Annotated in this window: 18 protein-coding genes; 1 reads left to right on the forward strand and 17 read right to left on the reverse strand. The window is 48.6% G+C overall.

Features of this window, described 5'->3' with window-relative positions:
• Positions 1-58: 58 nt before the first annotated feature.
• Complete coding sequence (locus JFN88_RS14355; RefSeq protein ID WP_199019988.1) at positions 59-670, reverse strand: hypothetical protein; 612 nt, start codon at positions 668-670, stop codon at positions 59-61.
• Between the two features lie 345 nt (positions 671-1015).
• On the opposite strand from JFN88_RS14355, the gene JFN88_RS14360 reads away from it, so the two are divergent.
• Positions 1016-1249, forward strand: a complete 234-nt coding sequence (locus JFN88_RS14360) for a hypothetical protein (protein ID WP_199019989.1) — start codon at positions 1016-1018, stop codon at positions 1247-1249.
• A gap of 175 nt (positions 1250-1424) precedes the next feature.
• On the opposite strand, the gene JFN88_RS14365 is transcribed toward JFN88_RS14360, so the two are convergent.
• The 16 genes from JFN88_RS14365 to JFN88_RS14440 form a co-directional block, all read right to left on the reverse strand.
• A complete protein-coding gene (locus JFN88_RS14365) occupies positions 1425-2183 on the reverse strand; it encodes a MerR family transcriptional regulator (RefSeq protein WP_199019990.1) in 759 nt (252 codons plus the stop codon).
• Positions 2184-2511: 328 nt separating this feature from the next.
• Positions 2512-3525 carry an inositol 2-dehydrogenase gene (gene iolG / locus JFN88_RS14370; RefSeq protein ID WP_199019991.1) on the reverse strand — a complete coding sequence of 338 codons (1014 nt, stop codon included), beginning with the start codon at positions 3523-3525 and terminating at the stop codon, positions 2512-2514.
• A gap of 29 nt (positions 3526-3554) precedes the next feature.
• Entirely contained in the window at positions 3555-5009 is a 1455-nt protein-coding gene (locus JFN88_RS14375; protein WP_233167860.1) for a CoA-acylating methylmalonate-semialdehyde dehydrogenase, read from the reverse strand.
• 160 nt (positions 5010-5169) lie between these two features.
• Positions 5170-6174 (reverse strand): 5-dehydro-2-deoxygluconokinase, encoded by a 1005-nt coding sequence (iolC, locus tag JFN88_RS14380; protein ID WP_199019992.1) that lies wholly within the window; start codon positions 6172-6174, stop codon positions 5170-5172.
• A 2-nt stretch (positions 6175-6176) separates the two neighbouring features.
• On the reverse strand, positions 6177-7007 hold the full coding sequence (gene iolB / locus JFN88_RS14385) for a 5-deoxy-glucuronate isomerase (protein WP_199019993.1): 831 nt from the start codon (positions 7005-7007) through the stop codon (positions 6177-6179).
• A gap of 127 nt (positions 7008-7134) precedes the next feature.
• Positions 7135-8049 carry a myo-inosose-2 dehydratase gene (iolE, locus tag JFN88_RS14390; RefSeq protein WP_199019994.1) on the reverse strand — a complete coding sequence of 305 codons (915 nt, stop codon included), beginning with the start codon at positions 8047-8049 and terminating at the stop codon, positions 7135-7137.
• Positions 8050-8070: 21 nt separating this feature from the next.
• The gene (gene iolD / locus JFN88_RS14395) at positions 8071-9936 is read right to left on the reverse strand and encodes a 3D-(3,5/4)-trihydroxycyclohexane-1,2-dione acylhydrolase (decyclizing) (RefSeq protein WP_199019995.1); all 1866 of its coding nucleotides are present in this window, start codon (positions 9934-9936) and stop codon (positions 8071-8073) included.
• 363 nt (positions 9937-10299) lie between these two features.
• The gene (locus tag JFN88_RS14400; protein ID WP_199019996.1) at positions 10300-10671 is read right to left on the reverse strand and encodes a LytTR family DNA-binding domain-containing protein; all 372 of its coding nucleotides are present in this window, start codon (positions 10669-10671) and stop codon (positions 10300-10302) included.
• Positions 10672-10690: 19 nt separating this feature from the next.
• Positions 10691-10810 (reverse strand): cyclic lactone autoinducer peptide, encoded by a 120-nt coding sequence (locus JFN88_RS14405; RefSeq protein WP_199019997.1) that lies wholly within the window; start codon positions 10808-10810, stop codon positions 10691-10693.
• A gap of 5 nt (positions 10811-10815) precedes the next feature.
• Positions 10816-11334, reverse strand: a complete 519-nt coding sequence (locus JFN88_RS14410) for an accessory gene regulator ArgB-like protein (protein ID WP_199019998.1) — start codon at positions 11332-11334, stop codon at positions 10816-10818.
• A complete protein-coding gene (locus JFN88_RS14415) occupies positions 11328-11966 on the reverse strand; it encodes a hypothetical protein (protein WP_199019999.1) in 639 nt (212 codons plus the stop codon). Before JFN88_RS14415 ends, JFN88_RS14410 begins: the two co-directional genes overlap by 7 nt.
• A gap of 520 nt (positions 11967-12486) precedes the next feature.
• Positions 12487-15534, reverse strand: coding sequence for an alpha-mannosidase (locus JFN88_RS14420; RefSeq protein WP_199020000.1), 3048 nt, complete (start codon positions 15532-15534; stop codon positions 12487-12489).
• 91 nt (positions 15535-15625) lie between these two features.
• Complete coding sequence (locus JFN88_RS14425) at positions 15626-17083, reverse strand: extracellular solute-binding protein (protein ID WP_199020001.1); 1458 nt, start codon at positions 17081-17083, stop codon at positions 15626-15628.
• Positions 17084-17178: 95 nt separating this feature from the next.
• Complete coding sequence (locus JFN88_RS14430) at positions 17179-18096, reverse strand: carbohydrate ABC transporter permease (RefSeq protein ID WP_199020002.1); 918 nt, start codon at positions 18094-18096, stop codon at positions 17179-17181.
• Positions 18097-18099: 3 nt separating this feature from the next.
• Complete coding sequence (locus JFN88_RS14435; protein WP_199020003.1) at positions 18100-19083, reverse strand: carbohydrate ABC transporter permease; 984 nt, start codon at positions 19081-19083, stop codon at positions 18100-18102.
• Positions 19084-19746: 663 nt separating this feature from the next.
• Positions 19747-20949 (reverse strand): GntR family transcriptional regulator, encoded by a 1203-nt coding sequence (locus tag JFN88_RS14440; RefSeq protein ID WP_199020004.1) that lies wholly within the window; start codon positions 20947-20949, stop codon positions 19747-19749.
• Positions 20950-21074 lie beyond the last annotated feature (125 nt).

Here is a 21074-nt window from a genome sequence, read left to right on the forward strand (position 1 = left end):
AGATTCCTTCGATTTTCTCTTCTATTATAACAGATTCAGTAGCAGATTCGTCTTCTAATTACCGTATATTCCCGATAATCGAGCTGCGTTGATCCTGCATTTTTTTCGAAAAATTCGTCAGTATATCCAAGGACTCGTTTCGCTTGTTAGTTATGCTTTGCAGGCGCAACATATCCATTTGCTGAGAACTGTTCATAGCATCAACCATGCCCTTCAGTTGCTGAATAATGGTTTCGATCTCGCTGCGTTTAAATTCATTTTTCCTCGATGTGATTACGCCCATGCCATACAATCGGTCTACAGAATCGCTGCTCTTGTATACGCAGTTTTCATTAACTATATTGTTCATTGCCTCTGTACTCGCCAAAATCAAATTATTTAATTCAATGATTTGTTTATTTCGGTTCTGAATGGTTTCCATCTGAGCTTTCACTTGCGCATCCAGCAATTGAGCACGGTTGCTCTGTACCATCATCATTGCGGTCTCAATATCCATGGAATTGATATCCATGGACCCGACACCGCTCCCTATGACAGCATTATTCGTTCCCCCGCCATTAATAACGCCTTTTACCGACAGATACGCTTGATCATTAAGCATCAGACCCGCTCCAGCTACAAAACCGAATACCATCATACCAGCCATGGACAATATCATTTTCTTTTTCATTTGTCCCCCACGCTTTCCCTTGTTTTCATTTCTTGATCTTAGTATACAATATTGCATGGGGGAATTCTGTAATACGAGTTACATTTCCTTCAAGGCGATATCATTTCGGAATATAGTTAAATGACGGTGCTGATCACATGAAAAAAACTTCGCCTTTCAAAAAGGTTGAATGAGAATATGCAAGTTTAATAATACGTATAAGGATATAGGTTGAACGAATGGCTTACGATCAGGGCCGCCGTGTGAAAGGTTAATAGGAGGGGGAACATTTTGAACCCCCCTCTTGAATTCGAACATTCATTCGTATTATAATAAGAACAAATGTTCCTATTGGAGGCGAAGGTAATGATAATTGAACCTTACATCGGACGCAACGTTGAAATAGTCTACAAGGATAGCAAGGGAATATCCACGAGAAGACGGGTGGCCGTGTATTCCGTCAGAAACGGGAAAGTGCGCGTGCTGGATTGGGGCAAGAAGTCTTTCCAGACGCTTGCCGTTTCGCGGATCATTGCAGCCGCCCCTTTTCCCAGACAGAATTCCGGGATGGAGCTTCTCTTTTCGTTCCAGGTGCATTAATCGTGGACAGAGATGTCCTTTGGGACTGATCTTATGTTTGTAGGGTTAAAGTTTGGCCCATGCTTCGTCTGAAATTTTTTGAACTTATTTGTTCAGGATCGTAATTTCGTTATTTTCCGGCGTCAACTCCTTGAGAGGACCGAAGAATGTTTGACCCGCGGTACTCACTACAGCGTCAACTTTCCTTGTTTGAGTCGGCGAAGGCGGCCATTGCATCCCGCATAAATAGCGCCAATCCTTCTCCGAATTTATCAATATTTTTTGTGAAGCGTTCATCATCTACATACATTTGCCCGAGGCCCTTGAATGCTTCTAATGAATAGTGATGCCCTACAACACCACTGTTCAGGAAGTCATACCATTCCTTGATTGCCGCTTGCGCTGCTCCCGAGTCCGGTAAGACATGGCGCAGTGACGCCAAATGGATATAAATGTCATTCATTCTGTCCCCCATTACTTTCTGCTCTTCCTTGCTCAAACCCTGCAGCGTGGCGTTGGATTCCTCTACAGCTTCATTTCCCCAGCGCGCTCTTGCCTCTTGCTCGTACGGATTATGACTGAAATCAAAGCCTTCGAATTTCTCCTTGCGGGTCATTGCAATCTCTCCTTTAGCGTGTTGAATCGTTTTATCAATGGTGGCGAGCATCTGCTCGATGCGATTGCGTTTTTCCAGCATCATTTTGCGGTGTAGCGTCAGTGATTCCAGCCGATCAAAAGACGGATTCGTCACGATGTCCTTGATTTTCTTCAAAGGGAAGCCAAGCTCTCGGAAAAACAAAATTTGCTGAAGCATTTCCAAATTGCGATCCGAGTAAAGACGATAGCCGGCTCCTGTCGTCTCCTCCGGATGCAGCAGGCCAATTTCATCATAATGATGCAGTGTGCGCACACTGATCCCGGTCAAATCAGCCACTTCCTTCACCTTCATTGCCATCGCTTCAACTCCCTTCACTGGTTACTATAAAGTATAACGTAACGTGGGAGTCAAGAAAAAAATCAGCTTGGCAACATGATCGTTCAGTTCGCTGACTCTTTGGTCATATTGTTCCTTGGTCAGATGGTGGACTCCGGGATATTGATATGGTTCAAATCCCCTTTACCAGATATAGAATCAGCACAGAAAAATGAACTATATACAGATCTCTAATCTTCCTATATGTCAGGGAAGTATATCCCCCCCTGTGTCCACCATTTGATAGACAAAACGGGAAAAAGTCCTCCCAGAGAGGACTTTTTCCCGCTAAAATGTTAAACGTACTCCATTACAGCGCAGCAAGCTCCTTCAGAGCAACCGGACGGTTCTCCTTCAGGGACAGCTTGGCAGCATGTGCAATCAGCTCAGCCTGGTAGCCGTCATTAGCTGTTACAGGGACGAGATTATTCGCAACAATCGCATCCACGAAAGCTTCGATTTCTTTGATATAGGCGTTGTTGTAGCGCTCCAGGAAGAAGTACAACGGCTTATCTTTGAAAACTCCTTCACTGGTGTACAGCTCGGCGGAGTTCGGGAAGTCGTTCTGAATGTTCAGACAGCCCTCGGAACCGAACACCTCCACACGCTGATCATAGTAATGTGCTTTGCGGCTGTTGTCGATTACGCCAAGCGCGCCATTAGCAAAGCGCAGGGAGATTGTCGCCGTATCCACATCATTATGCTTGGCAAATGCTTGATCGATCAGAACCGCGCCTTGCGCGTATACCTCGACGACATCGCTGTCCATCATGAAGCGTGCCAGGTCAAAATCGTGGATCGCCATATCGATAAACAGGCCGCCCGAGCTAGGAATGTAGTCCGGATGAGGCGGTGCAGGGTCTCTGGAAGTGATCTTCAGCAAGTGAGGATCGCCGATTTTACCTGCGCGTACCAGCTCTTGTACACGGCTCATATTATGGTCGAATCTGCGGTTGAAGCCTGTCTGAAACTTCACGCCATGATTTTGCACCAGCTCTACAATTTCTGCTGTCTCCTGCAAGTTGAAGCTGATCGGCTTCTCACAGAAAATATGCTTGCCTGCCTCGGCCGCTTCTTTAATAATCGAAATATGCGTATCCGTCGGAGAGCAGATCAGGATTGCATCAATCTCCTCATCCTGGATAATGCTCTGGTAATCCTTGCTTACATTCTCGATACCGCAGGATGCTGCCCAATCTTTTATCGTGTCTGCGAACAAGTCGGAAATCGCCTTGATTTTAACTTGCGGCAGGTTTTTCAAATTTTCAGCATGAAGCTTGCCGATGCGGCCCGCTCCAATAATACCCAGCTTGATGTGCTCCATTCGTGTGCCTTCCTTTCTTTCCCTGCGAATTAATAACGGGCAACGATCATTTTCTTGCGAGTGAAGAACTCCACGCCATCTTTGCCGTTTGCATGCAAGTCGCCATAGAACGATTTCTTGTAGCCGGAGAATGGGAAAAATGCCATAGGCGCCGGAACGCCTACGTTAATCCCCAGCATACCCGCATCGATAGTCTCTCTGAACTGTCTGACCGCGCTGAGGCCGGAAGTGTACAGACACGCACCGTTGGCGAATTCGGATTTATTGGTCAGTTCGATTGCTTCATCCAAGGTGTCAACACGAACAATTTGCAGCACTGGAGCAAAGATTTCATCGTTCCAGATCTTCATGCCTGGCTTCGCATGGTCAAAGATTGTAGGGCCTACGAAGTAGCCTTGGCCTTGGGCTTCCGCATTCGTACGTCCATCCAGCTTCAACTCCGCGCCTTCCTCGACACCCTTCTCGATGTAAGAGATCGTGCGCTCTTTGTGCACGCCGCGGATAACCGGCCCGAGGAAGTTATTCTTCTCCAGTCCATTGCCGATAGTAAGCTGCTTCGCGGCATCCAGCAGACGCTCTACAAGCTGATCCGCCGTATCGCCAACTGCCACAACCACGGAAGCCGCCATACATCTTTCACCCGCAGAACCGAACGCTGCATTGATGATTTCTTTAACGGTCAGATCCATGTTGGCATCCGGCAAAACGATGGAGTGGTTTTTCGCTCCGCCCAGAGCTTGCACACGCTTGCCGTGAGCTGCTGCTGTTTTGTACACATATTCCGCTACAGGCTGGGAACCGACGAAGGAGATTGCGCTCACTTGCTCATGCTCCAGCAATCCGTTTACGACATCATGAGCACCGTTCACGATGTTGAATACACCATCAGGCAATCCGGCTTCCTGAAGCAGTTCGGCCAGACGAGCAGCCAGCAGCGGAGTACGCTCCGAAGGCTTCAAGACGAATGTATTGCCGCAAGCAATTGCCAGCGGGAACATCCAGCAAGGCACCATCATCGGGAAGTTAAACGGTGTAATACCGCCGACAACCCCGATCGGGTAACGGTACATCGTAGATTCCAAACCTGTTGCGATATCTGGCAGCGTGCTTCCCATCATCAGGGTAGGCGCACCGGCAGCGAACTCCACGCATTCAATCCCACGTTGCACTTCGCCTTTGGCTTCCGCCAGATTTTTACCGTTCTCGATGGTAATCAGCTCGGCCAACTCATCCCATTTGTCCACCAGCAATTGCTGATATTTAAACATAATTCGAGCGCGGCGCGGAACCGGAGTTTTACTCCACTCTTTGAACGCCTCCTTCGCTGTTTTGACCGCATGGTCTACATCCGCAGTTGAAGACAACGGAACCGATGCAATCACCTCTCCGGTAGCCGGGTTGACTACTTGGTCGCTTTTGCCGGAAGTGGCTTCAATCCATTTGCCGCCTACAAAATTGAGAACCTGTTTGATTTCTGTGCTCATTTTTATGTCCTCCATTCCTGTACTGACAGGTTTTGATCCTTCTATGCGTACACAGTATGACTTCTCTGCATCTCGACTTAATTCGTGCTTGTTGACTTGATTCATGCCTGCTGATTTGATTCATGCCCGCGATTGAGAGCCTGCTCCTTGCTGACCGTACCTATTCTTGAACTTGCTTGTGCGCTGCGATCAATGCTTCGATCTGCTCTACGGTCGGCATTGCATCCGAACAGCTATGGCTGGATACAACAATCGAAGCTGCTGCGCTGCCATACTCCTGACATTTATCCAGCGGACGGTTCTGGAACATAGAGTAGATGAAAGCTCCTGCATAGGCATCGCCCGCACCAAATGTTTTTACCATATTTTTTGCCGGGAAAATGCCACCCTTGTACACCGTGCCATCCTTCGTATACACGATGGAGCCGTTGCCGCCATGCTTCACGACAACGATTTGAGCTTTGCCTTCCAGCCAGTAATCCGCAGTTGCCTGATCAGTCTTGGTGTCCGGCCCTGCGGTCAGTTCCAGTATATCGAACTCCTCACGGCCTCCAAGAATCACATCGCACTGTGCGGCTGCCAGATTGCAATACGTGCTTGCTTCCTCAAGCGACTGCCATGTAAAGGCGCGGTAATCAATATCGAGAATCGTCACAACCTTATGCTTGCGGGCATAGGCAAGCGCTTGAAATACCGCTTCACGCGAAGGGCTCTTCGCAAGCGCTGTACCGGAAATCAGCAGCGCCTTGCTCTTGGCGATCAGGTCTTCACGCACCTCGGACGCCTTCAACTCAAGGTCCGCCGCATGCTCACGATACATCAGAATGCTGCAATCGGTCGGCGCTTTAATTTCCGTTAAAGCCAGCCCAGTTACAGCTCCTGTATCATCCACGACAAGATTCTCCGTGTTAATATTTTGCTTATCCATATACTGCTTGATAAACCGGCCAAGCGCATCATCCGCAATTTTGCCGATAAAACCTGTACGGGCACCGAGTCGGGACAGTGCAATTGTAATGTTCGCCGGAGAACCACCGACATATTTGGTAAACGTCACAGTCTCTTCCATCGGGCGGTTAATTTCATTGGCATTCAAATCGACGCAAGCTCTGCCCAAAGCAATAAAATCAAGCTCGCGATCTCCAGGGAACTTCAAGCTGCTCATTGCTATTCCTCCTTTACTGGCGCAGCTTTCATCAGCCACTCATGTGCCGGATCATTGTAAAATTTCCAAGTTCTTACCGGGCCGGCCATAACGTTCAAATAGTATAAATTATAGCCTGGCGCTGCCGATACCGGATGGAATCCTTTAGGCACCAGTACCGCATCTCCATCTTTCAGCACCAATGTCTCATCAAGCGGCTCTGGATCATCAAGCGTATACACGCGTTGTACGGCGAAGCCGTGCGCAGGCTCAATCTTGTGGTAATACGTCTCTTCCAGGAACGATTCCGCAGGAAGATTATCCTGATCATGCTTGTGCGGCGGGTAGCTCGACCAGTGTCCGCCCGGCGTGTACACTTCTACCACAAGCAGGCTGTCTGCCGACTGCTGCTCAGGCAAAATGTTATGAATGTAACGTTCAGTGCTGCCATGTCCGCGCTTCTCTGCCCCAACATGTGCAGGCTCGATTACGCGGGCTTTGTGGTTGCCCTTGCCCGGTGCCGCACATAGCGCAACCTCGACAGCTGTAGCAGCTTCTATCGTAAATTCATCATGAGGGGGAACATACAGGCTGTAAGGCGGGATTTGCTCGAATACACTCATACGCTGCCCGATTTCCACTCTCTCCAGCTCATTCGTGCTTACTGCCGCACGACCGGACAGCAGCACAGCGCAAAATTCCCGATCGCCTGTCTGTTTAACCAGCTTTTGACCCTGTTCCAGCTTGAACACCTCAAAGCCTACATAAGTCCAGCCTGCGGATTCTGGTGTAATCCCCAGCACGCGTCCGTTCTCGTCAGGTTGTTTGCTGCTTGGTACGATAAGCTCTGCCATAAGTCCTCCCTGTTGCCTAAGCATTTCCTGGCGGCTAAGCCGGGATGGCTAGGCATATATTTGCCCTTGTATTCCAATCCTGCACCGGTAATGCTACAAGTGCTTGCCCGTATCGATTCAGCAGGATTTAGCCTTCAATATTTAATTTAGCAGTCACAGCGTCAATGTACTGTCTGGATTTTTTTGCGTATTCGTACGGATTGGCAACGCCAGGGTCCTGCTCCGCTTCAATAATCATCCAATCGTCATAGCCAATCCCATCCAGCTTGCGGAAGATGGGTTCGAAGTCGATTGCGCCATCGCCAGGAACAGTGAAGACCCCTTGGATTACTGCCGTCTGGAACGGTATTTTTTCCTGTCTGACACGGTCCAGCACGTTCTGGCGAACGTCCTTCAGATGGACATAGCCTAAACGGTCTGCATGCTTCTCAAGCAGATTAAGCGGGTCTGTTCCGCCATAGAAGGCATGACCGGTATCGTACAGCATATATACAAGCGTCGGATCAGTGGTTGCCATCAGACGGTCAATTTCCTCGCCGCGTTCTACATTTGTCCCAATATGGTAGTGATACACCAGCTTCATCCCGTATTCGCGGCAAATCTCCCCAGCCTGATGCAGCCCTTCCACCATGGCATTCCACTCCGCATCGCTGAGCGGTTTGACGTCCCGCTCGGACGGATCACGGCGCGGGTCACCGATAATGGAGCCGCCTAGTTCGCAGGTTACGACAACCTTGCTGCCCATTTTAGAGAGGAATTCGACATGCTTTCTGTAAGCAGCCAGTTCTTCCTCGCGGCGGGAAGGATCAGAGAACAGCACGCCTTTCCACTGCGATGTCAATTGAATGCCTCTATCCGCCAGAGCTTGCTTCAATACTTCAGGGTCCTTCGGGAACTTGCGGCAGTTCTCCGTCGCTTTGAAACCGAGCGCTTCAAAGTCATTCATCAGATCTTCAAATGTATAATGATCGCCAAGTTCGAGTACATCCTCGTTCACCCAGTTAATCGGTGATATTCCCAGCTTCAATGCTTTGTCTGTCATCGCTCCGCCTCCGTCATCAGATTAATATGGTTTAACCTCCAGCAATTTTTGCTCCAGTTTGCCGCTTGCCTGATTAACCTTCTCGCTCTCGGATACCTCTGCAACGCCTACCCGCCACCAGGACTCATAGTCCCCTGTATTGGTTCCAGGCAATACTTGAATCTCAATCAGTGTGGAACTTTCTTCTTTCTTCGCACTTTCCAGCGCGCTGCGCAGCTCATCGATGGTCGTTGCCGCATATGCTTTTACGCCCAGACCTTGTGCGATCAAAGAGAAATCAATCGGCATATAGCCGCCGGTCAAGCGACCGCTATCCTCAGAGCGGAAACGGAACTCATTGCCAAATCCGTTGCTGCCATGCCCGCGCTGCAGGTTATGGATACATTGGAAACCATGATTATTCAGCAAAATGACGTTGATCTTCTTGCCTTCCTGAATACTTGTCAGCAGCTCCGAGTGCAGCATCAGGAAACTTCCGTCGCCAACAAATGAATAGACCTCACGGTGCGGATGCGCCAGCTTGACTCCGAATGCGCCGGATACTTCATATCCCATACAGGAGAAGCCATATTCCATATGGTAAGTTTGGGGCGCTTCAGTACGCCACACCCGGTGCAGATCGCCTGGCAGACTGCCCGCAGCGCATACGATAACATCTTCTTTGCCGAGGAAAGAATTCAGCTCCCCGAGCACTCTGGTTTGCGCCAGACCGTCTTCACGCTCCAGGCTGTACAGTCTGTCAACCTCTGCATCCCACTCTGCTTTGAGCGCTTGCAGATTTTTTGCCGCATGAGCCGCTTTATAGCCGCTTTGCTCCAATTCCCGCTGTAACGCTACGAGCGCTTCCTTCGCGTCGGCTACCAGAATTGTTGAATCCAGCTTCATAGCATCAAACGAACTGACGTTAATAGAAAGGAATTTCACATCCGGATTCTGAAACGCACTCTTTGAGGCCGTCGGGAAATCGGCGAGTCGGGTACCAATACAAATGACGAGATCGGCTTCTTTCGCCAGCTTGTTGGCAGCCAGAGAGCCTGTTACCCCTATCGCCCCCATATAGAGCGGGTGATTCCAAGGCAACGCGCTTTTACCCGCTTGGGTTTCCGTTACCGGAATGCCGAACTTCTCAGCAAATGCAGTCAGTTCCTCGGTTGCCAGTGAATAGTGCACGCCGCCGCCGGCAATAATGAGCGGACGCTGTGTGCTCTGAATAGCTTCCTTAGCACGCTGCAATGCGCCAACAGTCGGTAGACGTCTTTCCATATAATGAACGCGCTTGGTGAAAAACGATTCCGGATAATCATACGCTTCGCACTGTACATCCTGTGGCAGAGACAGCGTAACTGCGCCGGTATCTACAGGATCAGTTAGCACACGCATAGCTTGAAGCGCCGCTGTTATTAGCTGCTCCGGACGGGAAATCCGGTCCCAATAACGACTGACGGGCTTGAACGCATCATTTGCCGAAATCGTGTAGTCTGTTGGATCTTCAATCTGTTGCAATACAGGGTCAGGCTGACGGCAAGCAAAAATATCTCCAGGCAGGAAAAGCACCGGAATGCGGTTTACAGTCGCCGTACCTGCGGCCGTTACCATATTGAGCGCACCAGGTCCGATGGAAGAGGTACATGCGAAGATTTCCAGACGATTATTTTGTTTGGCAAATGCCATCGCAGCATGGGCCATGCCCTGCTCGTTCTTTCCTTGGATAAAGTCCAACTGGCCTTTGTCATTCTCCAGCGCTTCACCAATTCCGGTTACGTTTCCGTGTCCGAAAATCCCCATAATACCTTTTACAAACTTCCGCTCTTCCCCGTCAACACTAATATACTGATTGTCCAAAAAACGCAATAATGCCTGAGCCATCGTCAATCGGATTGTACTCATATTGAACCTCCATCATTAGGGTATACGCTTAACCTTACTATAAAGCAATACAATCACCGGTCTGTTCCATGAAAGGACAGCTGTTCTTATTCCTCTCCACTCTTTAATATATAAGGAAAAAGAGTCCGATAGCAATACGGAATGCCTGACTTATTGAACCTGGTCTTACGTCCACTAAAATCCAGTCTTTTCCGATCATTCAATCGTGCGTCTTTTAAAATAAAAAAGCATGGGTAAGCGCTTTACTCACTTGCAATTATACCTTATTCGTCCCAACCTTTACAAGAGCGTTTCAAGCCATTTATAACGGAAATTTTAAAACTGCTGATAATTAAAAAAACACCCTAATTAGCAGGGTGTTCTTTAATTAATAATAAGAGATGGATTGATAGCCATTATTTGTTTGACAATGGACCTGTAATTGGTGAGCGCTATTGTACAGCTTTTGGAATAAGGTGAGATTTTCTCATCAAAGTAGAGCATCCCTCTGTTTTGATCAATTAAAACTACATTATCCATATTGACTACAGTATTTCGATCGACCTTTTCATAGCGGTAACCTGAAGCATTCAGAGCGGCGTAAAAATACTTCAAAGAACCCAAAGCCGTATATTCCTCATTCTTCAAGTGAAATAAGACCCGCCCATCTTCATGGGATAAGTACAAAACGTCATCTGGTTTAATTTGGTAAAACCCGGATTTACCTTCTACGTCTTTTGTTAGAGATAAAAACAACGCTGGCACCTCCAATCAATTAAAGCAGTTCTTCCGGTGTCTTTTCCTGATGAATGTACAGCCAACTAGCAGTGCTTACAACCAAAACAGCCAATGCCCCTAAAATTGTCGCAATACGGTACACTATTTTCTTTTTCATCTCTTCTAACTCCTCCTGATTTGAATTAATGTTAAACATTGAAACAGGAAAGCAGCAGCGAGTACATCTGATAAAAAAAATAAGTTTGTGAGAATGACTGCAACAGTAGATATTTTTAATAGAGGGAAGTATTTGGTGGGAATTCTCGTCTGTCGTTCAATTCCAGACGGGGCATAAACAAGTGCCAGAATGGCTGCAACAATAGTTGCAGCCACCGTAAATCGGGAATTCAAATTTGCCATTGATAGCCCAGTTAGAATGCCGGTCGAGACAACAATACATAGCATCCCTGACTTTAAATGGTACCCTCCGGACAATTGCCGAAGAAAGGCGAAACCGCACATTACGATTATTGCCTCCAGCACTCGTCCGGTCATGAAAGAGATTAAGAACGTCAACATTGACGTAAAAAATGAGTTAAGCAAGAATGAAAGGGAATAGCTTAATACTTCTACACTCCGCGGGTGTTCTGGGACAATATTTTTTATCTTCACGGCAAGAGAATAAGCAATGTAATTCACCATTCTTGTTTATCTCTCACCTCTTTCTTAATAGAATAGAATAAAAATATAACCATGGCAACAACTAATCCGATTAAATTAATGGCCATGTCTCCGAAATAAATCATCGCTAATAATGCAATAGCAGAACAACCAATCAGAAGAACGATAAAGAACTTTTCTCCTTTCAGCCGAATTTTTTCAAATTCAAAAGTAAATCCGAGCCTTTTTCTATAAATAAACCAGCCCAGGTATGTTCCGACCAGCCCGCATATTGTTTGAACCGTATAAGCCTTCCACGTATGCAGTTGTATTTGTTCAATTGAAAAATATCCGAATGAAAAATAAATCGTTGCTGTTTGAATAATTGCAAAACCTAGAAAACCGGTTATTACCATAACAAAAGACCATACAATAGGGACCCGCACGATCGTCGTAAAGAATAAGACACTTATCATAATGTTAACTAATGGAGCTATCGTGCTGAGTTCTAACATATCTCGTATCACGTAGTTTTGAAAATTCACAAGCAATATGATCAAAAGGACATGCCAGATATATTTTCTTAAATCCATTCTAAAAATGTAGAGGGCCAATGCGTATGTTGCCAAGCCTTCAATCGTAGAGAAAATCATAAATAAAGCAAAATCCATCATTTGCACCCCTATTTAATTTTTAAAGCGCTTTTGCACATCGGTCAATGTGCAGTGACTCCGTCCCTTACCCGTTCTTCTCTCGTCTATGTATGTCTCCATCTTAATCGATTAAAGTGTATAATTAAACCGAACATAATGAGAACGTATAGATATTTTTAACTAGATCTCATTCCGTAGAACCAGGCCAGATTGATTCAGCAGTGCTTGACCAGAAGGAGAAAAGTAGCGAAGAGACAGAGGGATTCTGTTGTGGAACCTTGCCGTATCCAAATTTAGGAATTTAATTAAAAACGATTACTTGGTCATGCTTATATTAGTTTAGATAACTATAATCCATACTTTTCCAAAATAAAAAGTAGCCGATAGGCTACTTTAACTTTTTACACAAGGGCAGGAGAAGCCCGCATCCTGCAGAATGCTGCCACAAGAAAGGGGCCATCACTCAGTCTGACCTGCCGTGTCATTAGAACCGTCCGCTCGCGACCCCTGTCCGGGCTTTTTAATATGCCAGCCTTTCGTGCTACTCGGCTATCTTCAAGAGGATCGTCTTGATTTCGAAAGGCCGGAGAGCCAATTCGAATCCGTTGCTATTCAGCTCAAGCGGAGCGGAAGCAATGGTCTCCTCCATCAGGTTCGTCTCCCAAGCCTCCAGGCAAGGCAAACCAAACGAGAAATGCGCATTCGCTGTCGTACCTGCGTATTCATACAGACGAATAACGATGTCGCCGCTATCTTCAGCTTTCTTTACCGCTTCGACCATGACGTTCGGATGATCGACCGAGAGCCACTCCAATTCTCGTCTTGTACCTGATCCGCCAGCCGACACTTCGCCGGAAGTCGCCGATTCATTCCCAGACTTCTTGCCTCCGGCAACAAACAGCGGCACGTTCAGTTCATACCCGCGGCGAGGCACTTCAGCTGTAATGAAGTCCCCTTCATGCGGCAGCAAGGCATAACGGAACTCGTGCAGCGCCTGGTCAGCCTCTGGATCGGGGTACGACGAGCTACGGAGCAAGTTCAGATCCAGCACATGCCCCTCTGCCTGATACCCGTACTTGCAATCATTAAGTATCGCTACTCCATAATCCGGCTGAGACAGATCAACATAACGGTGCGCGCAAATCTCGTCCTTCGCCATTTCCTCCAGCGTATTGCGCGTCGTTGAGCGCTTCAGATAGCCGAACTGGATTTCGCAGTTCGCCTGCCCTGTATCGATAGCGGTAGCAAATGAAGTTCGCAGCATCTTCCCTGACTCCCGCCAATCCACTTCAGCGTCAAATTCTACTACAACACCGCCTTCGGATAAGGAAACCGTCAGCTTCATCGTCGACTCGCCAAAGCAATACCGTTGCTCTGCGATCGCCCGATGCCCTTTAACCGTGTATTCTACGCTCTCAAGCTGCATGACGCCCGCCACAGTTGAGCGGTAATCGCGCGGAAAATCCCAGGCATCGCCGTTGTCGTAATACACCGTAAGCACATTGCCTCGCTCATTTGCGCGCAGCGCCTCCCGACCGGCGACTTTATCGTACACGGAAATCAAGCTGCCGTCCTCAGCGAATGTAACGCGGAGCTGACTGTTTTCCAACTGCCCTGCTTCCGCGCGCAGCGAGTTGTGATCAGCCTCCGCTATCGCGTCCTTCAAAGCGATTCCGCCCATGCCCGGAACGCGAACCGCAACCCACTCGCCGTTCCATTCCACCCACTCGCGCCGTTCCCACGGCAACGAGTTGAAGACAACCGGCTCTCCGAGCAGTCCCAGTCGCTCGGCAACCTCCTCATATGCCGCACCTAGCAGCGCCTTCGTCTCTTCAAGAAGCGCGGCGTAACGAACCAGCGATTCATCGTACACCCGTTTGATCGACGAGCCCGGCAAAATATCGTGGAACTGGTAAAGCAGCGTTTCCTTCCAAATTCGCTCCAGACTTTCGGCAGGATAGCCTTTCCCTCCCAGCGCCAGAGCCAACGAAGCTGCGAACTCCACTTCGCGCAGAGCAACCTCCATTTGCCGGTTGTATCGTTTGTTCCTCGCTTGCGATGTCAGCGTTCCTTGATGCTTCTCCAGATACAGCTCTCCCCGGAAACGATGAAGCGAAGCTGCTTCTTTCTCCAAACGCTGGAAAAATGCCAGGGATGATTCCTGAACGACAGGCGGCACGCCTGACAGATTCTTTTCACGCGCCAGCCGCTCCAGATGCTCCTCACCCGGGCCGCCACCTCCGTCGCCGATACCAAACAGCATCAGCGCGTGGTCAGAGATGTTCTTGTCGAGATATTCCCGTTCGATCTTCGCGATCGAGCGGGGAGCTGCCGGGCTGTTGTACGTATCTTCCGGCGGCAGATGCGTCAACACGCCTGTTCCGTCAATGCCTTCCCAGATGAAGCTGTGATGCGGATGCTTGTTGTACGTGCTCCAGGAGAGCTTCTGCGTCATCATGTAGTCCACGCCGGACAACGCCAGCAATTGCGGCAAGCTGCCGGAATAGCCAAAAACGTCCGGCAGCCACAGCACCCGCATGTCCTGCCCGAATTCCTTTTGAAAAAAACGTTTGCCGTACAAAATTTGCCGAACAAGCGCTTCTCCGCCAGAGATGTTCGTATCAGGCTCTACCCACATCGCGCCTTGCAGTTCCCAGCGCCCTTCCTGCACGCGCTCCTTAATTCTGCTGTACAGCTTCGGATAATGCTCCTTCATCCATTGGTACAGCTGCGGCTGGCTGGCGCCAAACATATAGTCGGGATACTTCTCAAGATTTCGCAGCACCGTAGAGAATGTGCGGGCTCCCTTGCGAATCGTTTCTCGAATCGGCCACAGCCAGGCCAGATCGATATGCGCATGGCCAATTGCACTTATCCGCAGCTCGACGTCGCCGCCTTGGCGCGCCAATTCCGGGGCCAGCAACTCCGTTGCCCGCCGCACGGTCTCCTCATTAATAACGACCAGCACATTCGACGCTTCGTAGAGCTTGCGCTCGAGCCGGGCTTTGCGCGAACTGCCCGGCGCCACATGCTCCGCCAGCTCTAACAGCACTTCAAAATCATAAAATAGCTTGCGCACAGACTCGTCGCACACCGCGATGTCCGCTTCCTTCAACGTACCGCTGCGGTAACGGCCAAACAAGTCATTGCAGCCGGCGTCTCCCCACAGGTCGATGACTTCTCCTCCCTGAGCGCTAGACGTCACGTCCACAACTCGCTTGCCTGGGAGACCGAGCTCAAAATCAAATTCCGAATTAATATTTGTTAACCCTTGTATCGGTGAACCTTCTTCGTCGACGAGACAAAGCTCTCCGTTGACGTCAATCAGCAGCACGATCTTCTGACCGAAGGCGGATTCAGGAACTGTACCCCAAAAATGGAACCAGGCACAATCCCATAGTTTGCCCCAACGATCTCCAGGGACGAGACGCAACTGTTCCCCCTTCGTCCGCTCTTCATAAGATACCGGCTCCTCTGTTACCCACGCTTCCACTCCCAAGGAAGCGACAGGACGATAGATCGCTTCTCGTAACCGTTCCAGAGTTACGGCCGTCTTATCTTTTATGACTTTGCTAATCTCATATGGCATTCTCGTCCACTCCTTTTGTCTTATAACAGAGAAGAGAACTGGCAAAAGTCAGCCCTCTTCTCTGCCTGCTATGCAACGCCCGCGAGGCGTATTATTTTACAATCGCTTCAGCTTTCGCCTGAGCGCCATCCAAAATCTCTTTGATGTTTCCGTTGGTCATGAGCGCTTTGGCAACCGCGTCTCCAAACGTTTGCCATACTTTGGAGCTATCTTTTTGGAATGTTGGCAGCCCTTGAACGTTACCGTTCATTGCCTGATAATGATTGAACATTTCTGGATGTTTCGTCTTATATTCAGGCGCTTCTGCAACCGATTTTTTAACCGGCGAACGAACGCCAGTATCAGCGATCAGTTGCTGAATTTCGTCGCTATACATTGCGCGAATGTATTCGAACGCTGCTTCCTTATGTTTTGCATCCTTTGGAACTGCGTGGAAGGCAGCGCCGATTGTAATGTTCCCGACTTCTCCACCTGCCGACAGCGGAATTGGCGCCATTCCGTATTCAATACCGAGCGAAGTGCTTTCAGCTGCGCGCCATGGTCCATCAATAATGTAAGCTGTTTGCTGTTTCTTGAAAGCGTCGAAGTAAGGGCCTTCCTGTTGGCTTACCATCAGGCCGGCAGGGTGGTTCTTGTTCAGATTGCGCAAGAACTCAACTGTCTTCACATTGGCATCGCTATTGAACGTAGGGGTACCGGAAGCGTCAGCGAAACCGCCTTTATTGATTACAAGCAGCGGACCATAGCGCAAGTAGCCGCCCGCATTCGGTCCAGCGTACACGCCGCCGCCGTAGAATTTGCCTTTGCCTGCTTCAGTAACTTTCTGAATGTTGGCAAGCAACTCGTCCCAATCCTTCGGCGTTTGCTCTGGATCAAGCCCTGCTTCTCTCACGAGCTTCTTATTCCAGAACAGGCTGTTAACGCCGGGCTGGGAAGCAAAACCATAAATTTTTCCATCAATCTCCATCGGCTTCCAGGCAGCAGCAGCTGTCGTCTCGCGAATTTCTGCAGCCATGTCGTCCGGGAACGGCTCAAGCAGCCCTTGCACCGCAAAGCCTGGCATTTGGGTTTCACCTACGATGATGTCCGGAATGTTCTTGGCAAGGAAGCCGGCAGTCTCTTTCTGGATAAGCGGCTCACCCCAGCCCCAATCTTCTGTTGTGACCGAAATGTTTTTGCTTTTCAGTTTGTCATGAATCGTTTGCTGGTAGAAGTATGCGAAAATTCCCGGATGCACCGATTCACCTGGAGTGCGAGTAAAATCGGACTCCTTCACCGGAGGGCGCTGCTCCGCATCTTCCAAAATCAATTTCTTTCTCGCAGGGAGCAGTTCTTCCATTTTACCAACCCCGATTGAGACAGCCCCTTCGTTTAACACCGTAATGGTAACGTTCTCATTGCTCGGTTTGTCTGAAGGCTTTCCTTGGGAAACATCCTTAGGAGTTTCAGACGAGTTGCTTGGCGTCTTGTCTCCAGCGGACGAACAGGCCGACAAACTCAGTACGATTGCCAACAACAACGGCGCCCATTTTGCTTTTTTGTTCCACATTTCTGTATAACCTCCTAGTTTGAATTAAACCACTTACAACATATCACACATATATTACATATTCAACATGTCATTTATAATTTTTAAAAATAATATTATCCTTTAATTCCAGTGTTCGCGAGCCCTTGCACGATATACTTCTGCAGGAAGAAGAAAATCAGCAACGCAGGGAGCGTAACACCCAGACTTAGTGTAATAATCAACGGATAGTTGACAACTGCGCCGGGACTATTTCCGACCGAGGAAAGGCGAGTAATGGCGGACGGCAACGTCTGCAACGTGTCGCTGTTCGTATAGAAAAACGGTACGATGAAGTCGTTCCAAGTGCCAAGCCCACTCGTAATTGCTATAAATGCTATAATCGGAAGCTGCAGCGGAAACAGAATCTGGAATAGCAGCCTCGTAGTGCCTGCCCCATCCATTTTAGCAGCCTCATCAAGCTCAATCGGCACTTTATCCAGTGATTGCTTCACCAAGAATGTTCCCATAATATTGATGGCTGGCCCTCCAATCAAGTACACCCACCACGTATCCAGAATACCTGTCCCTCCGGTGAACACATTGTTTCCCCCCATAAAAGGAAAGCGGGCAAATTCAAGATAAGTAGGAATAATCGCAATTGTCGTCGGAATCATCTGCGTGGCAAGCAGAAGCAGGAAAAGCTGCTCCCTTCCTTTAAACCGCAGTCTCGCAAATACATATCCGCCGAGAAATGACGTCAGGACAGACGCGACAGTCATATAAGCGGTCCGAAACAAGGAGTTGCGGAAATACATCAAGGCATCGGCGTCCCCCGTGGTTTGAAACAATGAGATGAAGTTGCGCAGCGTCGGCTCCTCCGGGATCGGAAAAATGCCCAACACAGTGCTTGCGAACTCCTGCTTCGTGAAAAACCCGGCGAGGAACATAAACACAAGCGGATACATAAGAACGATGCCCACTGTAAGCAACACCACATGCCCAAACAAATGAAGCGGCTTAAACGACCTTGCTCTCGCGTTGCTGGATCTCATCGATTACTTCTCCTTTCTTAGCGGTTTCAACGGAATGGTCGTTCTACGATCCGAACTTGTGGACCATCCATAATAGAAGACCGTGATGACGATGACAATGATGGCCATGATGAGCGAGGAAGCGCCTGCCATACCGAGATTGAAGTCCCAAAAGCCGTCTCGATAAATGCGGAACACGAGTACCTCAGTTTGCCCATAAGGCCCGCCGTTGGTGATAAACAACACCTGCTCATAAATTTGAATAGCACCGATAAGGCTTGTAATGACGACGTAAGTAGCGATCGGCTTCAAGCCGGGAAGCGTAACATTCCATAACTTTCCGAAACGGCCAGCGCCATCTATTTCCGCTGCTTCATACAAACTATGGTCAACCGATTGCAGCCCTGCGAGCCACAGCAATGCAGCGCCTCCGACACCTTTCCAGGCCGAGTAGACAACGATCCAGAAGATTCCCCACCCAACCGAGTATTGCCAAACAATCGGCTCTTTGCCCAACGATACGAGCACATTATTAATGACACCGTTATTCGTATCAAGAAATAAATTAAATATCTGCGTAGTGGCAACCGTAGAGGTAACCGCCGGAATATACCAGATCGAACGATATATCCCCTTTCCCCAAAGGGGCAAATTCATGAGAAGCGCAGCCCCGAAGCCAGCCAGCAATGTAATGCTGGTGACCAAACCACCGAGCCATATCGATCTCCATAAAGACTGTGTATAAATTGGGTCCTTAAAAAAACGGATAAAGTTATCAAATCCAATAAATTTCGGTGAATCGGCGAGCCCGACCCAACGGAAAAAACCGAGCATAAAACCGAACACCGTCGGAAAGCCCGAAAGCAGCAACCAAAAAGCAAGCATAGGCATTAAAATAACGGCGGCCATCACAGCATCGCGATGCCGGATCATGAAGCGCTTCCAGTAACCTTTGTGCCTCCCGTATTCCGGCACCTCCCGCACGACCGCATTTCTGTCGTGAACCATTTCAATCCTCTCCCTTGTCAGCAATCAATTACTTTTCTAAAATATATGCCTAAACATACAATATAACAATTAACATGTCAATGATTATGATATATCTGTTATATTTAATAAGTGTTTTACCGCTTAAATTTCCACTCCTTCCTTCTTCTATACTTCCAGGGTTCTGCAAAAAACGATCACTGCTCAAAACATGTGAATTTTGACATAAATGTCGACGACTAAAGTCACTGAATGGCGAATGCAGCGAAGACCGCGGAGATCAACAAGCGCTATTGTCGTTTGCGCGGATTGGCTAACGTCCAAGGGGCATGGCAAAAAGACATCAGCAGAATCGACAATTGGACCTGCGAAAGTGAACAAGATGCGTGGAGAGGCGCTGCCTTGGCCGTAAGGAGAAGGATTAAACCAGAGCCTACCTTTTATGATGGGAAGAACAACCGAGGATTTAAAGGTTCCTGCTTCGTGGCTACAAGAGGAATAATGGAATCCGGGTGAATACCAAAAAAGCGAACTAAGCAAGAACAGGCCGCCTGAAAGTCATCTTATTTTTGTTGCCGAGGGTGTTCCAAAAGTTACTTGTGGGACACCCTCTTCTCTCTGGGCCTGTTGAGGCTTTCCTCTCACAGATTATTTGGTGTTGCTGAATGGCGATCCGCACGTCCGTCATTTGCGCAGTTCCCCTGTTGATTGGCGAACAACGAGTTCTGGCTTCATAATGATTTTTGTGTAGCCCCCCGCCTCTGATACTTCGTCTTCATTGAGCATTCTCAGCAATATTTCAGCCGCCTGCTTCCCCATCACTCCCTCGGATTGCGAGATATGAGAATAGTCACCCATATTCTCGATCCCGGAAGCCGGATTATCAAACGTCAGGATGGATATATCCTGCGGCACCTTAAGACCGAGATCGCCGCAGATGGAGGAGATATAAGCTCCCAACCTTCCATTTAGTGTAATATAGGCGGTCGCCATTCTGCTTTTGATAAACCGATACAAGGGATGGTTCTCATTATTCTTGCTATAATCGACGTTAAAATCAGTCAGAATAAGAGCAGGGTTAATCATTGCCCCCCTGCGTTTCATTGCTTCCATGTACCCATTGATCCGATCCTCGACCGTAATGGTAGGCAGAACAGAGTCGGAGCAGATGGCAATGTCCCGGTGTCCTAGCTCCCACAAATAATCAACTGCCATTTTGCCGCCGACCATACCGTCGCTTCGCACGACATTCGTCTCGATCCCTGGCAAGTAGCGATCAACCAGTACGAAAGGATATTTCAATGCTTTGAGCGATAGAATCTCGTCGTTATAGACCTCCGCATCGCATGGGAAGATGATCAGCCCGTCTACCCTGTTGTGGATCATGCGCCGAATCGCTTCCTTCTCTTGCTCGATAGAATTATCCGTCAGAATGATATGAAGCCGATAATCGGTGCCCGCAAGCGCGGATTGAATACCTTGTATGAGCCTCAGTCCGAAGTTGTCTACCAATCCAGGCAGCAGCAACCCGATCGAACGGAAGGACGCAGGCGCCTCCACATCGCTCACGAAATCGTTCGCCACTGCGATGCTTTGTGAAGGTGTGTAAGCGATACGCGGCTCAGCGTCTATGATCCCGGTCTGGCCGGTCAAAATCTGCTCGATTCCTTTGCTAACGAAGCTGCCCCGGCCCGGTACCCGGTAGATCCACCCATCCTTGGCGAGCTGTACGAGCGCGTTCGTCACCGTAATACGGCTTACGTCGAACCGTTCCATTAACTCCTTCTCCGACGGAATTTTATCGTTTTCCTTCAATTTTTCCTGAGCGATCAAGTCTTTGAAATACAGATAAATTTGCATGTATAACGGTTGTCGTTCAGCTTGCATCTGGTCATTCTCCTTAACTAAAGTAAACTATCTATAAAGTATATCATTTATGACATTTAGTCAAATCAACCAGTGGGATTGCTCTGAGACAATGCACTGGCGCTCCAATCCGCAAACAAGCGTCA

Source organism: Paenibacillus roseus (assembly GCF_016424485.1).
Classification (GTDB): Bacteria; Bacillota; Bacilli; order Paenibacillales; family Paenibacillaceae; genus Paenibacillus_D; species Paenibacillus_D roseus.